A 24,459-nucleotide genomic window follows, 5' to 3' on the forward strand; every position below is an offset into this window, starting at 1 on the left:
ACGGGTGGGAGCACGCGATGACACGAACGACGACCGGGCCGAAAGCCGGGCCGATAACCGGCGAGACGGCCCTCGATCCGCGGGCATTCGGCGTGGCGGTCGCGGCCGTGTTCGTGGTCGCCGTGGTGGCGACGCTGGCGCAGCATGCGTCGATGGCCGCGATGGGTGGCGAACCGATGCCCGGCGGCTGGATGGCCTCGGCCGCCTGGCTGCGGCCGTGCGGGCGAGGCGGCGGGCGCGCATTCGCGACGTTCGCCGGAATGTGGGGCGCGATGACGGTGACGATGATGCTGCCCGTGCTCGCGCCGCAGATCTGGCATTACCGGCGGCGCATCGGCCCGCAGGCGGCAGCGCGGTCGGCCTGGCTCGTCGTCGTCGCGGGGGCGGGATATTTCTCGGTCTGGATGGCGCTCGGCGCGCTCGTGTTTCCGGCCGGCGCCGTAATGACGACGGCCGCCGGCCGTCTGCCGGCGCTCGCCTGGGCGATGCCGTTCGTGTCCGGCGCCGTCGTGCTGGCCGCGGGCGCGTTGCAATTCTCCGGGTGGAAGGCGCGCCGGCTCGCGTGCTGCCGGCATGCGGAGGCGCACGATGTGCATCGGCCACGGGCGGCGGCCGTCACGGCATGGCGGTACGGCATGCGCGCCGCGATCCGGTGCTGCGCGTGTTGCGGGAACCTGATGGTGGTCGCATTGGCGGCCGGCATGATGGATCTGCGTGTGATGGCCGCCGTGACGGTCGCGATCGCCGCTGAACGCGTTGTGCCGGCCGGCGGGCGCGTCGCGCGGACCGTCGGTTGCGGGGTGGTGGCGGGCGGCATGGCGATGATCGCCCGTGCGACCGGGCTGGCGTGAGGCAGGGCAGGCAAGCCGCTTCGGCGGGTCGCCGGGCCGTGCGCGCGGCCGTGTGGCCTCGCCGCGACACGGGCACATGCCGTCCGGCCGCCGGTTGCGCGAATGGCTCGATGCGGCGGTGAAACGAAAGACGATCGAAAACGAAGCGAACGGCGATCCGAACGATTCGGCCCCCGAACGGCCGAAACCGGCTAAGCTGTTGTTCGTGTTGTGAAAATTCGCGGCGCTTCGCGTATAATTCGCTTTTGCGCCCATAGGATTTGCCATGCGTCTGATCCAAAAAGCACTCACTTTCGATGACGTGCTCCTCGTTCCCGCCTTCTCCGACGTTCTCCCGCGCGACACCAGCCTCAAGACCAAGCTGACCCGCAACATCTCCTTGAACATGCCGCTCGTGTCCGCCGCGATGGACACGGTCACCGAAGGTCGCCTCGCGATCGCGATGGCCCAGCAGGGTGGCGTCGGTATCGTCCACAAGAACCTCACGCCGGCCGAACAGGCCCGCGAAGTCGCGAAGGTCAAGCGTTTCGAGTCGGGCGTCGTCCGCGACCCGATCACGGTGCCGCCGCAAATGAAGGTGCGCGACGTGATCGCGCTGTCGCGCCAGCATGGCATCTCGGGCTTCCCGGTCGTCGAAGGCCCGCAGCTCGTCGGCATCGTCACGAACCGCGACCTGCGTTTCGAAACGCGCCTCGACGAGCCGGTCAAGTCGATCATGACGCCGCGCGAGCGCCTCGTCACGGTCAAGGAAGGCACGCCGCTCGCCGAAGCGAAGGCGCTGATGCACAGCCACCGCCTCGAGCGCGTGCTGGTCGTCAACGACGCGTTCGAACTGCGCGGCCTGATGACCGTCAAGGACATCACGAAGCAGACCGAGCACCCGGATGCATGCAAGGACGAACACGGCAAGCTGCGCGCAGGCGCGGCGGTCGGCGTCGGTCCGGACAACGAAGAGCGTGTCGAGCTGCTGGTGCAGGCCGGCGTCGACGTGATCGTCGTCGATACCGCGCACGGTCACAGCAAGGGCGTGCTCGAGCGCGTGCGCTGGGTCAAGCAGAACTTCCCGCACGTCGAGGTGATCGGCGGCAACATCGCGACGGCCGCCGCCGCGAAGGCGCTGGTCGAATACGGCGCGGACGCGGTCAAGGTCGGCATCGGCCCGGGTTCGATCTGCACGACGCGGATCGTCGCGGGTGTCGGCGTGCCGCAGATCAGCGCGATCGCGAACGTGTCGGAAGCGCTGAAGGGCACCGGCGTGCCGTGCATCGCGGACGGCGGCGTGCGCTTCTCGGGCGACGTGTCGAAGGCCCTCGCGGCCGGCGCGAACGCGGTGATGATGGGCAGCATGTTCGCGGGCACCGAAGAGGCGCCGGGCGACGTGTTCCTGTACCAGGGCCGCCAGTACAAGTCGTACCGCGGCATGGGCTCGGTCGGTGCGATGAAGGACGGCGCGGCTGACCGCTACTTCCAGGACAACTCCGCGAACATCGACAAGCTCGTGCCGGAAGGCATCGAAGGCCGTGTCGCGTACAAGGGTTCGGTCAACGCGATCCTGTTCCAGCTGGTCGGCGGCGTGCGCGCGAGCATGGGCTACTGCGGCTGCAAGACGATCGACGAGCTGCACGAGAAGGCCGAATTCGTCCAGATCACTGCGGCGGGCATGCGCGAGTCGCACGTGCACGACGTGCAGATCACGAAGGAAGCGCCGAACTACCACGTGGACTGATCGCCGATGAAACCGCTGCTGCGAGCCGTGCTGATCGTCGATGCCGTGCTGCTGCTGGCGTTCGGCGTGCTGTTCGTGCTGACGCCCTGGCAGGCGCTGTTCGACGCGCTGCAACTGGCGAACATCCAGCCGGCGATGCTCGGTCAGGCGTTCGGCATCGCGCTGCTCGGGCTCGCGTGGCTCGCGTTTCATGCGGCGTTCAACGGCGACCTCACGGCGCCCGTCGCACGGGCGGTTGGCCATGTGAACTGGCTGACCGGCGTGCTGACGGTCGTGTGGTCGATCGGCACCGGCAGCGGTCCCGCGCTGGCGGCCGCCGGCCGGGTGCTGTCGGCGGTGGCCGGGGTCGCGCTGATCGTGCTCGGTCTCGGCGGCGTGCGGCTCGCATCGGCCGTGCGTCGGCGCGAAAGGGCCGACAGGGCGCAGGCGCTCGAGGGCCGGGACGCGAGGCGTCCGGTCGAACCGGCGTCGGCCTCCACGCAGCCGCCGTGGGTCGAGCCGGTCGTCAGCCGCCCGGTGGCGCCTTCGGCACCGGTCGCCGCAGGTCCATCGGCCGCATCCGATCGCGCGTCAGGCAGCGTCGCATTCGACGCGCGCCCGCCGTCGCAGGATTGACCGGCGATGCGTCGCGCGAGCCGCATGCCGCCCGACGCCGCTGTCCATGCTTTTGACGCAGCGCTTCGTGCGCTGCTTTTCTTATTCTCTTCATCCCGTCCGCAGCCATGCACGACAAAATCCTGATTCTCGACTTCGGTTCGCAAGTCACCCAACTGATTGCACGGCGCGTGCGTGAAGCGCACGTCTACTGCGAAATCCATCCGAACGACGTGTCCGACGACTTCGTCCGCGAGTTCGCGCCGAAGGCGGTGATCCTGTCGGGCAGCCACGCGAGCACGTACGAAGACCACCAACTGCGCGCGCCGCAAGCCGTGTGGGATCTCGGCGTGCCGGTGCTCGGCATCTGCTACGGCATGCAGACGATGGCCGTGCAGCTCGGCGGCAAGGTCGAGTGGAGCGACCATCGCGAATTCGGCTACGCGGAAATGCGTGCGCACGGCCATACGCGCTTGCTCGACGGCATCGAGGATTTCACGACGGCCGAAGGCCACGGGATGCTGAAGGTCTGGATGAGCCACGGCGACAAGGTGGCCGAGCTGCCGCCGGGCTTCGCGCTGATGGCATCGACGCCGAGCTGCCCGATCGCCGGCATGGCCGACGAGGCGCGCGGCTACTACGCGGTGCAGTTCCACCCGGAAGTCACGCACACGGTGAAGGGCCGCCAGATCATCGAGCGCTTCGTGCTGCAGATCGCCGGTGCGAAGCCCGACTGGATCATGAAGAACCACATCGAGGAAGCCGTCGCGAAGATCCGCGAGCAGGTCGGTGACGAGGAAGTGATTCTCGGCCTGTCGGGCGGCGTCGATTCGAGCGTTGCGGCCGCGCTGATCCATCGCGCGATCGGCGATCAGCTGACCTGCGTGTTCGTCGACCACGGCTTGCTGCGCCTGAACGAAGGCAAGATGGTGCTCGACATGTTCGAGGGCCGCCTGCACGCGAAGGTCGTGCACGTGGATGCGTCCGACCAGTTCCTCGGCCATCTGGCCGGCGTGACCGATCCGGAAGCGAAGCGCAAGATCATCGGCCGCGAGTTCGTCGAGGTGTTCCAGGCCGAGGCGAAGAAGCTGTCGAAGGCGAAGTGGCTCGCGCAGGGCACGATCTACCCGGACGTGGTCGAATCGGGCGGCACGAAGACGAAGAAGGCGACGACGATCAAGAGCCACCACAACGTCGGCGGCCTGCCGGAAACGCTCGGCTTGAAGCTGCTCGAGCCGCTGCGCGACCTGTTCAAGGACGAAGTGCGCGAGCTGGGTGTCGCGCTCGGCCTGCCGCCGGAGATGGTGTACCGCCATCCGTTCCCGGGCCCGGGCCTCGGCGTGCGGATTCTCGGCGAAGTGAAGCGCGAATACGCGGAGCTGCTGCGCCGCGCGGACGCGATCTTCATCGAGGAACTGCGCAACACGACCGCGACCGCGCAGGACGCGGCTGCCGGCCTGTGCGGCGAGGCCGACGTCGGCAAGAGCTGGTACGACCTGACGAGCCAGGCGTTCGCGGTGTTCCTGCCGGTCAAGTCGGTCGGCGTGATGGGCGATGGGCGGACATACGACTACGTGACGTCGCTGCGCGCGGTGCAGACGACCGACTTCATGACCGCGCATTGGGCGCATCTGCCGTATGCGCTGCTCGGTCGCGCGTCGAATCGCATCATCAACGAAGTGCGCGGGATCAATCGGGTCGTGTACGACATCTCGGGGAAGCCGCCGGCGACGATCGAGTGGGAATGATTTAGGATCCTCTGCAGTGGTCTGCAGAGGTCTAAAAAACCCTCGATTTCCCCTACGGAATCAAAGGCTTATAGTCTTTTTTGGTCCGCTGGTGTCCAACGACAGCAGCGTGCGATCAACGGTATCGGTGACGGTATAGCATCTTTCTCTGCGGACGACCCAACTTGATACCGTCACCGGACGTGACGGTATCAAGTGACGGTATCAGTTCACGGAGTATCGCATGCTTACGGACCTCGGATTGCGGGCACTGAAGCCCACCGGCAGTATCTATAAGGTGGCCGACCAGCGCGGCCTGTATGTGGCCGTTACGTCGTCGGGGGCGGTCAGTTTCCGCTTCGACTATCGCCTCAATGGGCGTCGCGAGACGCTTGTCATCGGTCGCTACGATCCGCGGCTACCTGCCCGCGGGGCGCGCGAAGCCGAGGAGCTGAAATTCGGTATGTCGCTGAGCCTTGCTGAAGCGAGGCTTCTGCTCGAACGGGCCCGTAGGGAGGTGGAACAGGGTATCAGTCCGTCAAAAGCCAAGGTCGACAAGCGAGTGGAAGCGACTGAGGCGCTCACATTCGGGAAATGGGCCGAGAAGTACTTCTTGGAAGCCCCGCTGGCGGACTCGACCCGTGCAATGAGGAAATCCGTCTACGATCGGAATCTCGCGGCGGAATTTGGGCGGCTAAAGCTAGAAGAAATCACGCCGGCCCGACTCATGGCTAGATGCGAGAAGATCAAGGAGCGAGGCGCGGCCGCTCCCGCCGTTCAGGCACGCGATATTGTGCTGCAAGTCTACCGTTTCGTACAGGCGAGGGGGCTAAAGGTGGCCAATCCGGCCGCGGACATCCGGCCCTCGGCTATCGCAACGTTCAAGTCACGCGACCGGGCACTGACGCCCGCGGAGATCCACGTGTTTTTTAAGGCGCTGGAGCGGACGCCCACCCTGCCGACGCTGCGTCTGGCCATCAAGTTCATGCTGCTGACAATGGTGCGCAAGTCGGAATTCATCTTGGCAAGGTGGGAGGAGGTGGACTTCAGTTCTTCAACATGGACCATTCCGAAAGAAAGGACGAAAGCGTGCCGGCCGCACAATGTCTATCTGAGCCAGCAGGCGCTGGATATCCTCGTCGCGTTCAAAACGTGCTTCGGTGCAAGCTCGTATCTTCACCCCGGTCGTTACGAGACGGAATTGCCTATAAGTGCCGCCACCCTCAACCGCGTGATCGACAGCACCGTAAAGCTCATTCGCGGCAGCGGTGCTGATGACTTCGAGTCTTTCACAGTACACGATTTGCGGAGAACGGCCAGCACACACCTGCACGAAGCTGGGTTCAACAGCGATTGGATAGAGAAATGTCTGGCCCATGAACAGCGCGGTGTACGGGCCGTGTATAACAAGGCCGAATACGCCGAGCAGAGGAGGACGATGCTTCAGGCATGGGCGGACATGCTTGACGGATGGATAGTGGGGGACCCGGCGGTTGATGATGCTGCTTACCGGCGGACTGCGGCCGATGAGTCGACGCTACTAGGGTAAAGGCCCCTATATGTTCGCAATGGGGCCAGCCATCCTCTCTGCCGAACAGGGGCCGGACAGACTGCGGGGGGAATAGAACGGGGAGAGATTGCGCCAATTTTGGGAGATGCAGTCCCGCCAATACCCACCTGCATCCCGTGAGAACGATGATTACCGTCGCACCATGCAATTCGGAGGTGCAGCCGAACAGGTGATCAAACAGCGGCTGGGCTAACAGCTCACCACGACGGTGCTCGGCTGTAACGGTTCTCGCGAGCCGGGAAGACAGCGCAAACCAATTCGGCGTAGCTACAGACTTCCATGTGGTGGGGAGATGTGTATGGGGAGTCTAGTCAGGTCAGGGCACACCGAGGCGGCTCCATTGCGCCGCTGTGCTGTTTGTCACGCCGACATCAGAGATAGTCCGAGGTTGCTGTTGTCCACTATGTTGGGCACAGTTAACATTAGAAGGCTAATCAAATAGGCGCTGATCCGTCTGTGGTGAGATCGGACCGAACGGCGGCTGAAGTGTGGCGCTCAAACGGGTGAAATTGTTTACATCGTAATTAGATATCTAATAGAATTTGAGCTGGTTTAACCAGCGGGGCGGCAGATGCCGCCGGGAGACGATATATGTTGACAGTGGAAGAGAACGAGTTGCTGTGCCGAGTTGAAGGCGACGCGCCCATGGGGAAACTCATGCGGCGGCACTGGACGCCCGTCTGTCTGGTAGAAGAGGTCAGCGAGCCGGACGGCGCACCTGTCAAGGCGCGCGTCTTCGGTGAGGACCTGGTCGTTTTCCGTGATACAGAAGGGCGGGTAGGTGTCATGGACGAGTATTGTCCGCATCGGCGTGTGTCGCTGGTCTACGGCCGCAATGAAGATTGCGGGCTTCGGTGTCTGTATCACGGCTGGAAGATGGACGTGGCCGGCAATGTCATTGAGATGGTATCGGAACCGGCCGCGAGTACGATGACCCAGAAGGTCAAGCACAAGGCGTATCAGACCAAGGAGTGGGGCGGCATGATATGGGCCTATATGGGGCCTCAGGAGGAGGTTCCCGAGTTTGCTCCGCCGCGGTGGGCGCCGACCGCGGAAACGCGCGTTACGATTGCGAAAGCGCTGCTGCCGTGCAACTGGGCGCAAGTTCTAGAGGGCGCCATCGACTCTGCGCACAGCTCCAGTCTCCACTCGTCCGACTTCGTGCCGGCTCGTGTCGGCGGCGCGGAAGCGACGGCCAAGAACTGGTTGAGGCCATCCACTGACAAGGCGCCGCGTCTGCAAGTCGAGCGTACGAGCTACGGATTCCGGTACGCAGCGATCCGCCGTCCGATTTTCAACGCAAACACGCACGAGTACGTTCGTTCGACGGTATTCATCGCTCCCGCAACCGTTCTGATCCCGCCCAACAATCTCTACAACGTGGCGAACGTTAACGTTCCGATGGATGACGAGAACACGGCATTCTATTTCATCGCCTGGGGCGATCCGAAGACGACACCCGAGACGGAAACCTGGCGGAAATTCCTCTGCCAGCAAGTGGGCGTAGATCTGGACGACCGCTACCGTCCCCTGCGCAATCACGAGAACAGATTCTGGCAGGATCGGGAGGCAATGAAGACCGGAAACTTCACCGGCATCAAGGGCTTCCCCAATCAGGACATCGCGATGTGGGTGACGATGGGGTCAATCGCCAATCGCTCAGACGAGCGGCTCGGTGCGAGTGATCTGGCAATTGTCGAGTTTCGAAAGCGGATGCTCGAGGCACTGTCCGAGTTTAACCGTGGCGCAACGGCAATTGGAACGGCCGACCTGGCCGCGCCGCAGGCCGTCTGTTCGTTCCAGGCAGTAATCCCAAAGGAAGTCGACTGGCGTGCGTACGAGGCGAGGTACGTCTGGGGAGATATGGATCAGCCGGCGCTGGAAACAAACTATCAGGTAACGCGTTAAATGTCCGCCGAAGTAGTGCAACCGCGTCGGTTACGCATTGGTGTAGCCGGACTGGGGCGAGCATTTTCATTGATGCTGCCAACGTTTCTGGCTGACCGACGGGTAGAGCTGGTCGCCGCCTGCGACCCACGTGCAGAAGCCCGGCAGCAGTTCACCAAGGACTTCTCGGCGTCGACGTATGCCGATGTCCGCGAGCTCGCTGCAGACCCGAACGTCGAGGCGATCTATATCGCCAGTCCGCACCAGTTTCACGCGGCGCATACGGAGATCGCGGCAGCGGGAGGGAAGCATGTTCTCGTCGAAAAGCCGATGGCCCTGAGTCTCGCAGAATGCGACCGGATGATCGACGCCTGTCGACGGGCAGGCGTCGCGCTTATTGTGGGTCATTGCCACAGCTTTGACACTCCGTATCTTGAGACGCGACGGCTTTTGGAGAGCGGGGAGTTTGGATCTGTCAGGATGATTCATGCTGCGAACTTTACCGACTACCTCTACCGTCCTCGCCGTCCAGAAGAACTGTCGACAGCGGAAGGGGGCGGCGCGGTTTTCAGTCAGGCCGCGCACCAGGTGGACATTGTGCGGTTGTTGGTGGGTTCGCGGGCGAGGCGTCTCAGAGCGACCGTCGGGCGATGGGACGTTGAAAGGCCGACGGAGGGAGCGTATAGCGCCATCATCTGGTTCGAGTGCGGTGCGTTCGCCTCGGTCTCTTATAGCGGATACGGACACTTCGACTCCGACGAATGGATGGGCTGGATCAGCGAAATGGGCGCGGCGAAGAGTCCGCACGCGTATGGAAACGCGAGACGGCGACTGGCGACGCTACCGTCTCCTGAGCAAGAAGCGCGGCTCAAGGCTGAGGGCACATACGGTGGTGCTTCGTACAAGCCACCGTCCTCAGAGTGTGTCTCCCTCTACCATCAGCATTTCGGTCCTGTGATCGTATCGTGCGAACGAGGGGACCTCCGGCCAATGGCAGACAGCATTCTCGTTTATGGCGACACGTGTTCGGAAAAACGACCTCTCGACTTGCCATCGGTGCCGCGAAGAGAAGTGATCGACGAGCTGTACGATGCGGTTCGGGGGAAAGCGCCACCGATTCACGATGGACAATGGGCCAGAGAGACGCTGGAAATTTGCCTCGCGATACTGACGTCGAACGAAGAAGGGAAGGACGTCGAACTGTAGGGCCGGCACCACTCGCCGCCAAAAAAGAGAAGGCCGCATCTGCGGCCTTCTTGCATTCCAGACTGCTTCCACTCATAGATGAGCCAGCACTTCACACGAATCTCAGGGAGAAGTCGATAGCGCGAACGTTCTTGGTGAGACTGCCAATGGATATACGATCGACACCGATTTCCGCGATCGAGCGCAAAGTTGCATCTGACACGCCACCCGAAACTTCAAGTTCCGCCCGCACCGCATTGAGCCGTACAGCTTCACGCATGTCCAGCTCACTGAAATTGTCGAGCAGGATTGACCGAGCACCGGCAGATAGAGCGGTAACCAGTTCGTCCAGCGTTTCCACTTCGATCTGGATGGGAACGCCAGCATCGAGCTCGCGAGCCGCATTGAGCGCAGCGACGATGCCGCCTCTTGCCTGAATGTGGTTTTCCTTGATCAGGATCCCGTCAAACAGCCCAAGCCGATGGTTGAATCCACCGCCGATCCGTACGGCGTATTTCTGTGCGAACCTTAGGCCGGGGAGTGTCTTGCGCGTGTCGAGCACGCGCGTTCGGGTGCCTGCGACGATCTGCACGGACCTGCGGGTGGCCGTCGCTACCCCCGAAAGCATCTGCAGAAAATTGAGCGCCGTGCGCTCGGCTGTCAAGAGGCTTCTGGCTGGTCCGCGAATTTCACATACGGTCTGGCCAGCCGTCATGGATGCACCTTCCTCAACCTTCCAGTTGACATCCAGGCGGGAATCTACCTGCGCCAGCGTTTCGTCAAACCACGGCTGGCCGCAAAGCACAGCTGCCTCGCGCACGATTAGGATTGCCGTTGCCACCGCCGAATCGTCCACAAGCCGTGACGTCCAGTCGGCACTACCTGTGTCCTCCTCGAGAGCGTCTTGTACGTTACGCGTCAGCGCGTGGCGGGTCAGTTCATCCATTTGGGAGTAGGGCGTCGGTGGTGGGGAAAGTCGTGCATGCCGGAACGCGACCGCTGAGAGGCTGGCAAATATCCGTGCGTGATTTTATTAGCCATTTAGCGAATTTGCCAGCTGTAGACCAATGAGTAGTACCGCCGGGGTCAGCCGTTTTCGTATTCTTCACCGCGCGAGGCGATGAGGTTGCCGAACTCACGTGTGGACGGAATCCGGCGAGCAGGATCGTCGGATTCTGCCTCATCTCTCGCCATGTTCTCTATGATGGTAAGCAGCACCTTCCGGGCGATCTTGATGTCGCTTTCTTTTAATCCTCTGACGCTTATCTCGTTCACCTCCTCCGCGAGCGGCACGAGCTTTTTCTTGAGGCTTTTGCCTTTGGAAGTGAGGTAGACATATGTGTTCTTCCGGTTGTCGGGCGCCTGCCTGCGCTCGACATAGCCCAGCTTCTCCATTGCAGACACAGCCGTGAACGTAGTTGGCGTCATCACGCCGGCTTCGACGCTCAACTCTTTTTGCGTGAGGCCGTCCTGCTCCCAGAGGATGCGGAGAAACGCCCAGTGTCCAAACGACACCTCATACTTGGCTAGACGCATGTGCAGGCCTCGGACCATCGCCCGCGCTGCGTCCTTGACCAAGTGTGCAAGCCGGTCGTTCGGAACCGCTTCCCGCCAGTGGCGGAGCATCGCGTCGGAGGTGGAATGTTCCTTCAAATTGCGTTGAGAAGCCATGGGCTTTGCCGTGTTTAGGATTGCATCGCTCATAATATTATCGCGTTCTGGTGCCGCACGCGAAGTCCAATCGTTTTCGGCAGGCGTGCTGGGCGAACTGGTCGCCCGAAGCGATATGCAGGATAGTCGGCGAGCCGCCGACAGGAACGAGGTGCTTGCTCCGGCGCTTTGACAATGACGGTATTGCCTGCGGCAAACATCAAGGGTTCGCAGTCGAGCCACGTTTCGTCGGCATTTGAGATGGCAGCTCAGCGTCATCAGCTTCGCACGAGCAATAGAGGCGACTGACAGACCGTTCGCGATTTTGAACGTTTCCTTGGTGTATGGCGCTCAGCGGGTAATGCCAATCTCCCGCGTAAGACAAGCGGCGGCAGTGAGGAAGACAGGAATGCTCCTAGGTGGCGTTTCGACCGTTAGATTCGCAGACATTGCTGCTTCGTTCGAGACACGAGATGAAGCCCCGTCAGAGCTTGAAGCTCTCAAGACTGGCTGGATGAAACAACTCTTTCGCTTCCAGCAGGCGCTCCGAGAGACCCTCGTCGAAGTGTTGCTTGAGGAATCGGTTGATGATGCCTTCGTTTGCCGCAAATCCGTACGACCAGAAATCCGGGCCCATTAGCTTGCGCGCGGCACGCAGATGATCTTCCACGAAGGGAAGCGTAACCTTCGTCGCAGAAGTGTCGTTCAGGCGGGAAAGTGCGACAGCCTTCGATTTTTCGAATGCCTTGACCATGGCTCCGGGCAGCCAAGGATGGCGTTCGGCGAGTTCCTTCCGGATGCCCAAGGTGTGCATGATCGGAAAAATCGATGTCCGGCGGTACCATTCTGCTGCGCTCGCGTGAGGATCTTCAAATAGATACTTGATTTGCGGATGCCCTCGCTCGAAGCACGACGGTGCTCGAGGTCCGATGAGTGCGTCGATTTCGCCGGATTCGAGCATGCCTGAGATTGTCCTTCCTTCCGGTGCGTTCTCAAGGTGCACGTCTGGCGGTAGCTGAAGGGCGATCTTTTCTACGCGCGTTGGGTCTTCGTAACCTCCCCGAACCCAACTGACGTCAGATGCTTTGACGCCATACTCTTCGTTGAGGTAGAGGCGGACCCAGACGTTTGCCGTCAGCTGATATTCCGGAACGCCGATCCGCTTGCCCTTCAGATCTTCGGGACAGGTGATTCCCCTGTCAGCGCGAACGTAGACGGACGTGTGGCGAAATGCGCGCGACGGGAAGACTGGCACGGCGATGTACGGTGAGATCCCCGCTGCAGTCTTGACAGAGTAGCTGCTCAGTGAGAGTTCGGAGACGTCATAGTCCGCATGCCGAAACGCACGGAAGAAAATTTCCTCCGGCTCCTGCAACATGAATACAGGATCGACGCCGTCGATCTGGACGTCACCATCGACGAGCGGCCGGATGCGGTCATAGTTCCCGACAGCGATGGAAAGCTGAAGCTTGCTCATTGATACTCCCGTACTGATTGCAGATATGTGCTGTGTGAAAGGGCGCTCATGCGGCGGGCTTTTTTACAGGCACGCCGAGCAGCACGACGACGCCCCCGAGAAACACGAGAATGGCGACAAGAACGAGGCCGGCCGCGAAGGTGCCCGTGACACTTTTGATCCAACCCAAGACGATAGGAGCGAAGAACGCACCGACCTGTCCGAGGCTGCTGATGACGCCGATCCCGCCTGCCGCGGCATCGCCGGTAAGATAGGTCGGCGGGATAGACCAGATGATCGCTGCCGCTGCAAAGTAGCTGATCGACACGAGACTGAGACACAAAATCGCCGCAGTCCAGTTGTGAGTCAGCATGGTGAGCGTCGCAGCTCCCATGGCACCCGCTGTCGTCGATGCGATGAAGTGCCACCGGCGCTCGAGCATCAGGTCTGAGCTTCGTGCGATGATCAGCATGCCGACCGCGCCGACGATATAAGGCAATGCCGACAATAGGCCGATGTGCAGTATGTTGCTGATGCCGGCTTGCTTGATGATCGTTGGTGTCCAGTAGTTCAGGATCGTGCCGCAAAGCGGCACGGTAGCCCAACCGGCCGCCATAACGTAGACCTTTGGATCACGAAGGGCAGCGAGCAGCCTGTTCGGTGCATCGTCGGGCTTTGCGCGTCGGTCCGCCTCGATGTCGTCGAGAATTATCTGCTTCTGATCGCTGGTGAGCCAGTGCGCTTCCTCGGGCCGGTCGGTCAGATAAAAGAATGCAACGACGCCAGCGATGACTGCGGGAAGGCCTTCGAGAAAGAACAGCCACTGCCAATTACGATAGCCCCAGACATCCGCGAAGTTCTGAAGGATGAAACCGGAAAGCGGGCCACCGATAACGCCTGCGGCCGCAATGGCCAGCAGGAAGCGCGATGTGATTCGCGCGCGACGAACAGCGGGGTACCAGTAGGTCAGGTAGAGGATGATGCCAGGCCAGAAACCGGCTTCCGCTGCACCCAGCAGTGTGCGGGCAAGGTAAAACTGCCATGGGGCCGTCATAAATGCCATCGCGGTCGAGATGCTGCCCCACAGCAGCATGATGCGCGTGACAGTTCGGCGGGCGCCAATCCATTTGAGTAGCAAGGTGCTCGGTACTTCGAGCAGGATGTAACCGATGAAGAAAAGGCTTACACCGAGTCCATACGCTGCATCACTTAGCCCCAAATCCTGCTTCAATTGTAGTTGGGCGAAGCTGACGTTGACCCGGTCGAGATAGTTGAGCACCCAACACAAGAAGAGAAAAGTCATCAGACGGAGCGTGACCTTCCTGTAAGTTCCTTCGACTTCCTGTGCACCCGCCGTGGCGCGCCCGGACGACTGTCCATATCTCAGTGCTGAATCTGCCATCTACGTCTCCGGGTTTGCTTGCGTCGTTGGGCGATATACGCCGGTTGCGGGGGTATCACTCGCGCGCAGCCTTGGAAATAATTAGACCTCTAATTTACGAGATTAGGGAAGCTTGGAGTTTTTGGCAACCAAGGGTTTCTACCGACGAACACGGTCTGCGCCTACTGCCGAGGCACTATATAATTAGATATCTAATCTATAGCGGGCAATAGAGTGAACGATTTAGCGGAGACTTGTATGAGCACTAACCAGGACGACGTCCTGTCAAGTTTGAGAGTCGCGGGGAAGCGGCAAGTGGCGCGCGACATCTGGCGTTTTGAGCTGCGCAGTCCCGTCGAGGATGACCTGCCACCGTTTGCGGCGGGGGCCAACGTTACCGTCCAGGTACCAAGCGGCGCCCGGCGCCGCTACTCGCTTTGCAACAGTCCCGAAGAGCGGGACCGTTACGTCATTGCGGTAAAGCGGGATGCCAACGGGCGCGGCGGTTCGATCAGTATGATCGACGATACGAAGGAGGGTGACTTGATTTTTGCATCGGCGCCCAGGAACGACTTTCCGCTCGATGCGCGGGCGCAGGAGTTTATTTTGATCGCCGGGGGAATCGGTATCACTCCGATGCTCTCGATGATGCATCAATTGCGTTCAGAAGGGCGGCGCAAGTTCCGGTTGATTTACGTCGCCAGGGATCCGGAGGGGACGGCGTTTCTTGAGGATCTCTCGAGCGATGAGTGGCGGCCGTACGTCACAGTACATCATGACTATGGCGACCCTTTGAAGTCGTTCGACTTCTGGTCTGTTTTCGAACGACCAGGTAGGGCACACGTGTATTGTTGCGGGCCGCGCGCGTTGATGGATGCGGTCAGGGATATGACGGGACACTGGTCGCCGGGAAGCATTCATTTCGAGAGCTTTGGTGTCGATGGTTCGGTTCTCAGAGAGAACAAACCATTTGCAGTCAAACTGGCACAGTCAGGTGGGACATACGAGATTCCAGCTGACAAGACCATCCTCGAGGTTCTTCGAGATGCCGGGATCCGCATTGCCAGCTCTTGTGAAAGCGGGACCTGCGGTTCCTGCCGGACTGGGCTCTGCGGCGGTACGGCAGATCATCGCGACCTCGTATTGCAGGAGGATGAGAAAGCGAGACAGATCATAGTCTGCGTGTCACGGGCAATTTCAGAGGAACTCGTGCTGGACCTCTGACACTGGACTTGCCGTGTATGTCAGGACACTCAGACATCGTTAGGTTAAAGCAGCGGCGCGCCGTGTCGGCTGCGAGTGAGAGGCCGTCCGAACACCAACGCCAATAGCTGCGAACCGCGGCGACCTTGCGTCGCGACGCCGTTGCTGCCGCAGTGCGGCTCGTTGTTGGGTCAGCACGCCATACATGGACACAATTCCAACCTCGTTAGCAAACGCTGTCTTGACTATTGCACGGTCGCACCTCCTGGGTGCGCCATTCCTTGACTAGCTGGCGGCGGTTGCGAGCGTAGCGTTCTGCTAGAACTTCCGCGGTAGCAATGTCGTCCATGCCGATCACGCGGAATTGGCCGTCCAACTCGCACCAGGCGGCGATGAACCTCTTGGCATCGATCAAACCCAACATGATCGGCCAGACCACCTGTTTGTCCGCCGGCGCGTGTTCTATCGATAGGGTGATACGCAACTTTCGCTGTTCGCGGAGCGCCCGGCGGATGTTGCTTAAGTCGAGTCGCGCTTGGCTCTTCAACGGGTGGCCCACGTAGACCGTATCGTCCTGGAGCACGGCTCGCATCTCAGCAGGCAACACAGCGTCGATCTTGGCCAGCGCATTCGTCACGGCAAGCGCGAGCGCATCGTCGGTTTGGCGACTGACCCACTGCGCGCCGATGCCTAGCGCCTGAATTTCTTCCGCGGTGAAAGAGAGTGGAGGCAGCAGGAAGCCTGGCCGCAGGATATAGCCGACGCCGGGCTCTCCATGAATCTCGGCGCCCATCTCCTGCAGCGTCGCGACGTCCCGACGGATGGTGCGCAGCGACACACCCAGTTCGAGCGCAAGCGCTTTGCCCGACACCGTTCTTCGGTGTCGTCGAAGCACTTGCATCAGATCGAACAGTCGATGACTTCTGGCCATGCTCACTCCATTGCCACAACGCCTTTGCCGCCTAGCTTACGGCCTCGTTCCAGCTCGGCAATGAGCTGGATGGCACCCTTCAGGGAAACGGTTTCTCCAATGGGCACTCTGAATCTGTTTTCGCGAGCGGCACTCGCCAGTTTTTCCAGAATCTCGGCCCTCGGCGAACCAATGATGGGCTTGAGCCGTCGGTCGAAAAGCGAACGAATAAGCTTGCCCGGGCCTGGGTTAAGATCCAGAAACACACCACTCCGGCGCAGCATGGCCAGGCCGTCCGATACCGTCATGGTGGCCGCGGTATCGTAAACCACATTGAAGGGTGTAGCGCTTTTCGATAGTTCGGTCGTCCGGTAATCGTAGACGTGTTGCACACCGAGTGATGTGGCGCGCTCCATGTCCCGCGCGCTGCAACTGCCCGAGATCACGGCGCCGAAAAGCCGCGCGATCTGCACGGCGGCTTCGCCGACCGCTCCTCCGCAACCGTTGATGAAGACGTGCTGGTTTGTTTGCAGTTTCGCTTTGTCGATCAGCCCGTTCCACGCTGTGACGCCAGGGGTTCCGAGGCATGCCGCGAGCTCGAATGAAAGATTCTCGGGTTTTCGCGCGAGAAAGTTCTCCTTCGTCACGACTGCTTCTCCGAGCGCGCCGCTTTCCTTGAAGCGGGCCAGACCGAATACCGCGTCGCCTGCCTTGTACTGCTTCACACCGGGACCGACGCCGATGACTGTCCCTGAAAAATCCATGCCCATCGCGCGAGGAAATGTCTTGCCCGTAACGATCTTCATCTGTCCGTTGCGCAGCTTCCAGTCGATCGGATTGATGGCGGCAAACTTGACCTGCACGGCTACTTCGCCTTTGCCCGGCGCAGGCAATCGGAAATCCTCCACCCGCATGACCTCCGGACCGCCATAGCGGCTGTATTGGATGCGTTTCATGTGTCTCGCTACCTCGGCATCAAGCCGTGCACAGGTCCGGAACCGCGACCTTGGCGAACAGGTGGGGCCGGGCCACGACGGATGCAGGGTGTGCTTTGAGCCTTTCCTGGAACTCGGGCGTCCCGAAGGCATTGCGCCATGCGGCCACGCTATCGAAGACGGCATAGTTGAGATAGGTCGGGTTCTCGCCGATCGCGCGATGCAACTGCGTCGAGATGAAGCCGGGTTGTCGCTTCATGAACAGCGAATCGGCCGTCCACGCTGCAAGAAACGAGGCCTCGTCATCCGGAACCATCGTCAGAAGGTTGACCATGACGATGGGGCCGGTGTCGATGTCTGCCTGGCGGGCTACCGGATAAACGGGGTCGAGCGGTTCGAATCGAGGCATCGTGCAATTCCTTCTCGGTGATAGGGGCAGCGCGGTTCGCTGCCCTTCGTTCGCGGTGCCATTCTATGCAGGGGGTGGTGACAGTTTCTGTCACTATTCGAATCGCTTCTTACATGGCATCGTTTTGATGGTTACGGTTCTCGCACGCGAACATCTGCCAGATCGTCTGCTACTGCGCGAGTCCCTCGACGATGTAGGCGTTCGTGTGGCCGGAGCGCTGGCGGAACGGGCGGATTCTGGCGTACTCGGGCGAGTTGTACCAGGCACGGGCAAGCTCGAGGCTGTCGAATTCGATGATGATCAGGCGATGGTTCGGCGGACTGCCTTCCAATCCGTCTACATGGGCGGCACGGACGATGTAACGTCCGCCGTAGCGTTGGAATGTGGCATCTACCTGGTCGCGGTACGGCTTGATGCCTTCGGGATCGGTGAGCTCGAAGTCAGCAATATAGTACGCGGGTGTTTTGCCATGCGCGGGTTGGGACCCGGACGTAGGCGTCTGCGCAAGTGCGGGGGATACATTGACGACTAACGCAGCGGTCGCGCCGATCGCCGTCAGCAAGGTATGCTTCCGTTTCACGTATGGGTTCTCCATTGTAAGTGAAGAAAGTCGGCCGGTTACGGTTGCCGCGTTTTGGCGCTGAGCTGTACGGGCATCGTGTCGATCAGTTCGCGCGACTGGATCATCCGTTGGGTCAGCGCGACATACTTTTTGAAATGCGCCGATTCGATGTACGCCCGATAGGCTTCCTCGCTGGCGTAGATCTCAAAAAAACGCAAATGGTTGGGTTTGTCTTTCTCGGCGACCGAGTAGATGGCGAGCACGCCGGGTTCGAGCCGGACGGAGTCGGCCATCTCTTCCTTGACGATCGCCTTGTAGGTCTCCAGTTGTGCAGGATCGATCACCAGTTCGGCAATGCGCACCACGGTCTTGTCTGGTGGTTCCTGTACGTGCAGCGAATTTATTCTGGGGCTGCAGAGCATGGCGGCGGCGAGCAGCCATAGTCCCAAATGAATGCGATGTTTTGTCATATGAGGTCTCGCTTGTTGGGTCGACGTTGGGCGATGTGTTCGTAACGCGATCGAACGGGCAACGGTGCGATTATTCCTCCAACCGTTTCGGCAGCTCGGTGGCGAGCACGTCGATAGCCAGACGGGAGCGCAGCGGAAGATACTGCGCGGCCGGCCAGACGGCGTAGCACTCCATGACGGCGGTCGGTCGATGCCCCCAGATCTCGACCAGCTCGCCCCGTCGCAACCGGTCGCGAATCAGCCAGTACGGAAGCCACGCCAGGCCCATGGCGTCGCCGGCCGCATCAGCAATCGCCTCGAGATCGTCGAAACGCAAGCGGGACTTGGGCTGAAAATCGACCAGCGCATCGGTCGCGTCAGGAAGCTGCCAGATCAAGCCGTGCTCGTTGCGCCAGTAGGGGAGCAGGTCGTGCTTCGCCAGATCCGACAGCGTATGAGGTTCGCCCCGCGTGGCGAGATAGGCCGGCGACGCACAGAGAACTTTGCGCTGGTTGACCAGGCGGCGTGCGCGCAGCGTAACGCCGTTACCCGCCACACCGTTGCGCACCGCCAGGTCGAATCCCTCAGCGATCACGTCGACCTGTCGATCGCTGAAGTTCAATTCCAGTTCGAGTTTTGGATGTTCGCGCGCGTACGATCGCAGGATCGGGGCGACGCAATAGCGGCCGAACAGCGTGGGGAGCGTGGCGCGCAACTTTCCCACCACTTCGCGGCGGCCGTTTTCCAGCATGGTTTCCGCAGCGCGCAACTCTTCGATAGCGCGAAGGCAGCGCTCGTAGTACTGCTGTCCGTCTTCGGTGAGGCACTGATTCCGGGTGGTGCGCTGGAACAACTGCACTCCGAGCCGTTCCTCGAGACGCGCGATAGCCTTTCCGACCGCCGAGCGCGTCAGCGACAGCCGTTCACCGGCTTTCGCAAAGCCGCCCGCTTCGACAACTTCAACGAACAGCTGCACCCCATCAAATCTGTCGCGCACGGGCTTGTCCTTAAGATTGTAGAAATTTAGGAAGCACAGGTGGGAATTATTTCCGCCTATGTTTCAAGGAATTCTACTTTAGAGTAACCAACCAGCGACGAAATTTCGCGCTGCGCTCACGGAGCGTGGTCACACAAACCACGCGGAAGCGTGAAACCCTCAAGGCAAAGGACAAACAGGTGTTGATCTCGATCGTGCATGACAGTGGCTACGGCCACACCGCGCGGGTGGCCCAGGCCGTTGCGGAAGGCGTTGGGCAGGTCCCCGAGGCCGAGGCGAAGCTGTTTGCGGTCGCCGGCGGCGTCGATTGGGCAACGCTCGAAGCGAGCGACGCGATCGTCTTCGGTTCGCCAACCTACAACGGCATGATCAGCGCCCGGCTCAAACAGTTCTTCGAGGATTCCACAAAGGCCGCGTGGACCGAGCTCAAGTGGCGCAACAAGATCGCCGCGGGGTTCACCAACTCGGGTGCGCAGCACGGTGACAAGCTGAACTCGCTCGTATCGATGGCGCTATTCGCTGCACAGCACGGGATGATCTGGGTTGGCCTCGACCTCATGCCCGGCAACAACAGCAGCACCGCCAGCCCCGACGATCTGAACAGGTTGGGCAGCTGGCTGGGTGTCATGACACATGCGAACGTGGATCAGGGACCAGATGTCGCACCGCCGGCAAGCGACCTCACGACAGCCCAATACCTCGGTCGCCGCGTGGCGACGATAGTCAGCCGCTTCCAGCCCGCCTGAACCGTTCTGCACCGCTTAAGGAAGACCGACGATGAAACTGCTTTGCCTCGATGTCCCCCAGCCGGGCGCCAGCCTCGAGAAATACCAGCCACACATGCGGGACGAAGCCCGCCATGCGTGGCAGATGTACAAAGGCGGCATCATCCGCGACATCTATTTTCGACAGGACCGTCCCGGTGTCGCCATCATCGCGGAAGCCGAGTCGGTCGACGCCGCAAAGAAGGCGCTTGCCGAGTTCCCGCTGGCCAGGGCCGGGCTGATCGACTGGGACGTCATCCCGCTTGGCCCTTTCACGAACTGGGAAGCGCTGTTCGCTCCCGGCAATGCCTGAGCCTGAGCTTCGGGTGTCACGTTCGGTCACCTCGTATGGCGTGACCGGACCATCTATTCACTGCGATCGCGCGACGCGCGACGAGGACTGCACTTCATGAATGCAACGGGGTTCGCCGCTCATTCGGCCACAGATCCGCTCCAACATTTCGCCTTCGAGCGGCGCGCTCCGCGGTCGGACGATGTCATGATCGATATCCTCTATTGCGGCGTCTGTCACACCGATGTGCACATGGCACGCAACCACCTCGGCTTCACGACCTATCCGATCGTGCCTGGCCACGAGATCATCGGACGCGTGCGCGAAGTCGGTGAGAACGTGACTCGCTTCAAGGTGGGCGACATGGTCGGCGTCGGTTGCATGGTCGATTCCTGTCAGCACTGCCAACCTTGTCTGAAGGGATGGGAGCAAGACTGCGTCGAGGGTTCCACGTTCAGTTACAACAGCGTCGATCGGCAGGACGGGAGTATCACGTATGGCGGCTACTCGGATGTGATTGTCGTGCGCGACAAGTTCGTGCTGTCGCTCCCCGACGGCCTCGATCCAGCAGGCGCGGCACCGCTCCTTTGCGCCGGTATCACAACGTGGTCGCCGCTGCTCCACTGGAACGTTGGCGAGGGCAGCAAGGTTGCGGTGATCGGCCTCGGCGGGCTTGGTCACATGGCCTTGAAACTGGCCAAAGCGCTCGGTGCCGATGTCACGCTATTCACACGTTCGGCGGCCAAGGAAGACGATGCGATGCGCCTCGGTGCCGATCATGTGGTGCTGTCGAACGACCCCGAACAGATGAAGGCCGTTACCGGCCGATTCGACGTGATCATCAACACAGTCCCCTATGATCACGACGTCAATCCCTACATGCCGACCCTTGCATTGGAAGGCGTGCTAGTACTCGTCGGCTACATGGGGCCACTCAGCACCCCTGTGAATGCCGGATCGCTCGTGCGTGGCCGCAAGGCGATCTCGGGGTCGTTCATCGGCGGCGTGCGCGAAACCCAGCAAATGCTCAATTTCTGCGGCGAGCATGGCATCGTCTCGGACGTCGAGATCATCCCTATCCAGAAGATCAACGAAGCCTATGAACGCATGTTAAAAAGCGACGTGAAATATCGTTTCGTCATCGACATGGCTTCACTGAAAACCGCAGGACAGCAAGCATGAACAGCGCCCGCATCAAGCCCATCCTGTGCGTGGTCACCAGCCATCCGATCCGCGGCGATTCGGGCGAGCCGACCGGTTTTGCGATGGTCGAGTTGACGCATCCATTGGCCGTGTTCGAAGAAGCCGGCATCCCGGTAGAAATCGCCTCGATTCGTGGTGGCCACCCGCCCATCGATTTCTTCGATCTGTCAGACCCCGTCAATGATCGCTACTGGAAGGACAAGCGTTTTCGCGACAAGCTTGCCCATTCGCTAGTGCTCAGCGATCTCGATCCTTCGCGCTATTCGGCCGTCTTCTTCGCCGGTGGTCACGGCACGATGTGGGATTTCGCCGATAGCCCGGCTGTGCAGAAAATCGTTCGCGAGATCTGGGAAGCGGGCGGCATCGTGTCGGCGGTTTGTCACGGCCCGGCCGCGCTGGTGAACGCGACGCTCTCGGACGGCAGCTACCTGGTGGCCGGCAAGAAGCTGGCGTGTTTCACCGACGAGGAGGAAGCGGAGGTCAACTACACGAAGGTCGTGCCTTATCTGCTGGCGAGCACGTTGAAACAGCGCGGTGCACTGCACCGTCCTGCTCCGAACTGGAGCGAGAACGTCGTCGTCGATGGCCGTCTCGTGACCGGCCAGAATCCGGCCTCCGCACACGGCGTGGGCCAGGCGGTTGTCAGCCAGCTCAACGTGGACCAGGCGACCTGAAGACGGAGCCGATCATTGGTATTTGACGGGACGGATGCACATCGCATGGATGAGGCAGCCATGCGCGGCTGCCTGCTTCGCATGGCTCCTCGAAAAACGCCACCAACCTCTTCAGGATGGGCCCGGCCCCTGTCCGCCTGCAACCCGATGTTCGGCCAGTTCCTCGAAATAGGCGTGCAGTGTACGTGGTTCCCGGCCGAGGATCGTCGTGAGCATGAGTGGGTTGCCCAGCAAGCCGCCATGGTCGTAGTGCTCGAACATCGTGATCATGTCACTCGGAGCATCTTTAATGCCGCGACGGTCGATCGTGGCGCCACTGATCTGGCGTCCAAGCTTGTCGGAAGCGTCGCGGCGATATCCCGCCGCAAAGAACGCCGGGCGCGCACAATTCGAAAGTGCCGTAAGCCAGGTGTTCTTCCGTGAGTGTGACGGCTGCCACTTGGGCGACGTCGCGATAATCGACGCGGCTGAAGCGAGTGGCGGCCGCCTGCACTCCGCGGCGACATCGGGGGCGGCGGAGGATAAGAACGCCGTTCGCGTTAATGAGAGAGGTGAGCCATGAGTTGGACGCAGGATGAACTTTCAAGGATCGATCGCGCGGACGATCTAAAGGTTGCACCGTTACGCGAGGACGGCACAACGTTTGGCAGTCCGACGTGGATCTGGGAGGTTGTGATGGATGGTGCGCTCTACGTACGCGCCTACAACGGCCAACGCTCACGCTGGTATCAAGCCGCGATTCGTCAGAAGGCGGGCCGCATTGTCGCCGCCGGGATGACCCGGAACGTTTGGTTCGAGGCCGTACACGGACCAGTCAACGACCGCATCGACGATGCTTACCGAGCCAAGTACGCGAACAGCAGTTACCTGGAACCAATGATTAGCGAGCAGGCGCGCGCTGCAACGGTTTGTATCACGCCGCGCGGCGAAACAGGAGATGCAGCATGATCAAGCGCAAACTTGGCCAAGGGCTTGACGTGTCGGCCTTGTCTCTCGGGGCGATGGGCTACGGCAAGGCGCGGGAATTGCCCGACCGTGCAGAGATGATCGCCCTCATTCGCACCGCTGTCGAGCGTGGCATGGACTTCTTCGATACCGCAGAAGTCTATGGCCCATGGACCAACGAAGAGATGGTGGGCGAAGCGCTCGCACCCATGCGTAACGAGGTCAGGATCGCGACCAAGTTCGGCTGGGACATCGACCAGGATACGGGCGAACATCGTGGCGGCGTCAACAGCAAGCCCGCTCAGATCCGCCGCTCCATCGAGGGCAGCTTGCGGCGCCTGCGCACTGACCATATCGACTTGTACTATCAGCACCGGGTTGACCCCGAAGTGCCAATGGAAGACGTCGCCGGCACGGTGAAAGATTTGATCGCCGAAGGCAAGGTGCTGTGGTTCGGGATGTCCGAGGCGAGTGCGCAGTCGATACGCCGCGCGCATGCGGTGCAGCCGCTCGCCGCGCTGCAGAGCGAGTATTCGCTGTGGACCCGCGAGCCAGAGGTTGAGATCATCCCAACACTCGAAGAACTGGGCATCGGGCTGGTGCCGTATAGCCCGCTTGGCAAAGGTTTCCTGACGGGCAAGATCGACGTCAATACGACTTTCGACAGCTCCGATATCCGTGCGCAGACGCCGCGGTTCTCCGAAGAGGCCCGAGCCGCCAACCAGAGGCTGGTTGACCTCATCACCAGGATCGGGCAGAAACACCGCGCGACACCGGCCCAGATAGCGCTGGCATGGCTGCTGGCGCAAAAGCTGTGGATCGTGCCGCTGTTTGGCACGAGAAAGCTAGAACGCTTCGAGGAGAACATCGGTGCGCTGAACGTGAGGCTCGATAAAGCCGACCTCGAGGAGATCCAGCAAGCGAACATTGTCGTCCAGGGTGCGCGCTACCCGGAGGCCATGCTGCGCTTATCCGGGCAGTAGGTCCGTATTGCCAGCACCGCTTGCCTTTGGCGGGCGATGTGCGATGCCGCCATGATGTCCGGGATTGCAGCAGATCGGCCGTTTTGCATGGGTCGCGCGGTTCCAG

The 24,459-nt window shown here is 61.1% G+C and carries 25 protein-coding genes; 14 read left to right on the forward strand and 11 right to left on the reverse strand.

The features are described from left to right. The first annotated feature begins 17 nt into the window (after positions 1 to 17). The 7 genes from H3O04_RS00170 (at position 18) to H3O04_RS00200 (ending at position 9,561) form a co-directional block, all read left to right on the forward strand. Complete coding sequence (locus tag H3O04_RS00170) at positions 18 to 851, forward strand: DUF2182 domain-containing protein (RefSeq protein WP_202586774.1); 834 nt, start codon at positions 18 to 20, stop codon at positions 849 to 851. A 265-nt stretch (positions 852 to 1,116) separates the two neighbouring features. Then, a complete protein-coding gene (gene guaB, locus H3O04_RS00175) occupies positions 1,117 to 2,577 on the forward strand; it encodes an IMP dehydrogenase (RefSeq protein ID WP_027784746.1) in 1,461 nt (486 codons plus the stop codon). A gap of 6 nt (positions 2,578 to 2,583) precedes the next feature. Beyond that, positions 2,584 to 3,192 carry a hypothetical protein gene (locus H3O04_RS00180; protein ID WP_202586775.1) on the forward strand — a complete coding sequence of 203 codons (609 nt, stop codon included), beginning with the start codon at positions 2,584 to 2,586 and terminating at the stop codon, positions 3,190 to 3,192. Between the two features lie 107 nt (positions 3,193 to 3,299). Further along, a complete protein-coding gene (guaA, locus tag H3O04_RS00185) occupies positions 3,300 to 4,919 on the forward strand; it encodes a glutamine-hydrolyzing GMP synthase (RefSeq protein ID WP_011549558.1) in 1,620 nt (539 codons plus the stop codon). Positions 4,920 to 5,142: 223 nt separating this feature from the next. Then, the gene (locus H3O04_RS00190) at positions 5,143 to 6,447 is read left to right on the forward strand and encodes a tyrosine-type recombinase/integrase (protein WP_202586776.1); all 1,305 of its coding nucleotides are present in this window, start codon (positions 5,143 to 5,145) and stop codon (positions 6,445 to 6,447) included. A 612-nt stretch (positions 6,448 to 7,059) separates the two neighbouring features. Continuing rightward, on the forward strand, positions 7,060 to 8,376 hold the full coding sequence (locus H3O04_RS00195) for a Rieske 2Fe-2S domain-containing protein (protein ID WP_202586777.1): 1,317 nt from the start codon (positions 7,060 to 7,062) through the stop codon (positions 8,374 to 8,376). Beyond that, complete coding sequence (locus tag H3O04_RS00200) at positions 8,377 to 9,561, forward strand: Gfo/Idh/MocA family oxidoreductase (RefSeq protein ID WP_202586778.1); 1,185 nt, start codon at positions 8,377 to 8,379, stop codon at positions 9,559 to 9,561. 91 nt (positions 9,562 to 9,652) lie between these two features. Here H3O04_RS00200 and nadC read toward each other — a convergent pair whose 3' ends face one another. From nadC to H3O04_RS00220, 4 genes are all read right to left on the reverse strand, one after another. Then, entirely contained in the window at positions 9,653 to 10,486 is an 834-nt protein-coding gene (gene nadC, locus H3O04_RS00205; protein WP_202586779.1) for a carboxylating nicotinate-nucleotide diphosphorylase, read from the reverse strand. A 140-nt stretch (positions 10,487 to 10,626) separates the two neighbouring features. Then, on the reverse strand, positions 10,627 to 11,211 hold the full coding sequence (locus H3O04_RS00210) for a MarR family winged helix-turn-helix transcriptional regulator (RefSeq protein ID WP_237666095.1): 585 nt from the start codon (positions 11,209 to 11,211) through the stop codon (positions 10,627 to 10,629). Between the two features lie 463 nt (positions 11,212 to 11,674). Further along, positions 11,675 to 12,667 carry an ABC transporter substrate-binding protein gene (locus tag H3O04_RS00215; RefSeq protein ID WP_202586781.1) on the reverse strand — a complete coding sequence of 331 codons (993 nt, stop codon included), beginning with the start codon at positions 12,665 to 12,667 and terminating at the stop codon, positions 11,675 to 11,677. A 46-nt stretch (positions 12,668 to 12,713) separates the two neighbouring features. Beyond that, the gene (locus H3O04_RS00220; RefSeq protein WP_202586782.1) at positions 12,714 to 14,048 is read right to left on the reverse strand and encodes an MFS transporter; all 1,335 of its coding nucleotides are present in this window, start codon (positions 14,046 to 14,048) and stop codon (positions 12,714 to 12,716) included. A 237-nt stretch (positions 14,049 to 14,285) separates the two neighbouring features. On the opposite strand from H3O04_RS00220, the gene H3O04_RS00225 reads away from it, so the two are divergent. Then, the gene (locus H3O04_RS00225) at positions 14,286 to 15,251 is read left to right on the forward strand and encodes a PDR/VanB family oxidoreductase (protein WP_202586783.1); all 966 of its coding nucleotides are present in this window, start codon (positions 14,286 to 14,288) and stop codon (positions 15,249 to 15,251) included. A 205-nt stretch (positions 15,252 to 15,456) separates the two neighbouring features. On the opposite strand, the gene H3O04_RS00230 is transcribed toward H3O04_RS00225, so the two are convergent. The 6 genes from H3O04_RS00230 to H3O04_RS00255 all read right to left on the reverse strand — a co-directional run bounded on the left by H3O04_RS00230 (position 15,457) and on the right by H3O04_RS00255 (position 19,492). Further along, positions 15,457 to 16,161, reverse strand: a complete 705-nt coding sequence (locus tag H3O04_RS00230; protein ID WP_202586784.1) for a helix-turn-helix transcriptional regulator — start codon at positions 16,159 to 16,161, stop codon at positions 15,457 to 15,459. 2 nt (positions 16,162 to 16,163) lie between these two features. Then, positions 16,164 to 17,096, reverse strand: coding sequence for an NAD(P)-dependent alcohol dehydrogenase (locus H3O04_RS00235; RefSeq protein WP_202586785.1), 933 nt, complete (start codon positions 17,094 to 17,096; stop codon positions 16,164 to 16,166). Between the two features lie 19 nt (positions 17,097 to 17,115). After that, positions 17,116 to 17,484: an antibiotic biosynthesis monooxygenase family protein gene (locus tag H3O04_RS00240; protein WP_202586786.1), complete on the reverse strand. Its 369-nt coding sequence runs from the start codon at positions 17,482 to 17,484 to the stop codon at positions 17,116 to 17,118. 169 nt (positions 17,485 to 17,653) lie between these two features. Continuing rightward, on the reverse strand, positions 17,654 to 18,064 hold the full coding sequence (locus H3O04_RS00245) for a DUF1330 domain-containing protein (protein ID WP_202586787.1): 411 nt from the start codon (positions 18,062 to 18,064) through the stop codon (positions 17,654 to 17,656). Between the two features lie 38 nt (positions 18,065 to 18,102). Further along, positions 18,103 to 18,516, reverse strand: a complete 414-nt coding sequence (locus tag H3O04_RS00250) for a putative quinol monooxygenase (protein ID WP_202586788.1) — start codon at positions 18,514 to 18,516, stop codon at positions 18,103 to 18,105. A 70-nt stretch (positions 18,517 to 18,586) separates the two neighbouring features. Continuing rightward, entirely contained in the window at positions 18,587 to 19,492 is a 906-nt protein-coding gene (locus tag H3O04_RS00255) for a LysR family transcriptional regulator (RefSeq protein ID WP_337249595.1), read from the reverse strand. 179 nt (positions 19,493 to 19,671) lie between these two features. On the opposite strand from H3O04_RS00255, the gene H3O04_RS00260 reads away from it, so the two are divergent. The 4 genes from H3O04_RS00260 to H3O04_RS00275 all read left to right on the forward strand — a co-directional run bounded on the left by H3O04_RS00260 (position 19,672) and on the right by H3O04_RS00275 (position 22,425). Next, a complete protein-coding gene (locus tag H3O04_RS00260; protein ID WP_202586789.1) occupies positions 19,672 to 20,238 on the forward strand; it encodes an NAD(P)H-dependent oxidoreductase in 567 nt (188 codons plus the stop codon). Positions 20,239 to 20,269: 31 nt separating this feature from the next. Beyond that, positions 20,270 to 20,569: a superoxide dismutase gene (locus tag H3O04_RS00265; protein WP_202586790.1), complete on the forward strand. Its 300-nt coding sequence runs from the start codon at positions 20,270 to 20,272 to the stop codon at positions 20,567 to 20,569. A gap of 96 nt (positions 20,570 to 20,665) precedes the next feature. After that, the gene (locus H3O04_RS00270) at positions 20,666 to 21,730 is read left to right on the forward strand and encodes an NAD(P)-dependent alcohol dehydrogenase (RefSeq protein ID WP_202586791.1); all 1,065 of its coding nucleotides are present in this window, start codon (positions 20,666 to 20,668) and stop codon (positions 21,728 to 21,730) included. Then, positions 21,727 to 22,425, forward strand: coding sequence for a type 1 glutamine amidotransferase domain-containing protein (locus H3O04_RS00275; protein WP_202586792.1), 699 nt, complete (start codon positions 21,727 to 21,729; stop codon positions 22,423 to 22,425). Before H3O04_RS00270 ends, H3O04_RS00275 begins: the two co-directional genes overlap by 4 nt. 111 nt (positions 22,426 to 22,536) lie before the next feature. Here the strand turns inward: H3O04_RS00275 and H3O04_RS00280 are convergent, their stop codons facing one another. Next, a complete protein-coding gene (locus tag H3O04_RS00280; protein ID WP_202586793.1) occupies positions 22,537 to 22,695 on the reverse strand; it encodes a hypothetical protein in 159 nt (52 codons plus the stop codon). Between the two features lie 288 nt (positions 22,696 to 22,983). On the opposite strand from H3O04_RS00280, the gene H3O04_RS00285 reads away from it, so the two are divergent. Beyond that, positions 22,984 to 23,373, forward strand: coding sequence for a DUF2255 family protein (locus H3O04_RS00285; protein ID WP_202586794.1), 390 nt, complete (start codon positions 22,984 to 22,986; stop codon positions 23,371 to 23,373). Then, a complete protein-coding gene (locus H3O04_RS00290) occupies positions 23,370 to 24,353 on the forward strand; it encodes an aldo/keto reductase (RefSeq protein WP_202586795.1) in 984 nt (327 codons plus the stop codon). The genes H3O04_RS00285 and H3O04_RS00290 overlap by 4 nt, the downstream gene beginning before the upstream one ends. Positions 24,354 to 24,459 lie beyond the last annotated feature (106 nt).

Origin of the sequence: Burkholderia sp. KCJ3K979, assembly GCF_016759955.1 — a bacterium.
GTDB lineage: Bacteria > Pseudomonadota > Gammaproteobacteria > Burkholderiales > Burkholderiaceae > Burkholderia > Burkholderia orbicola.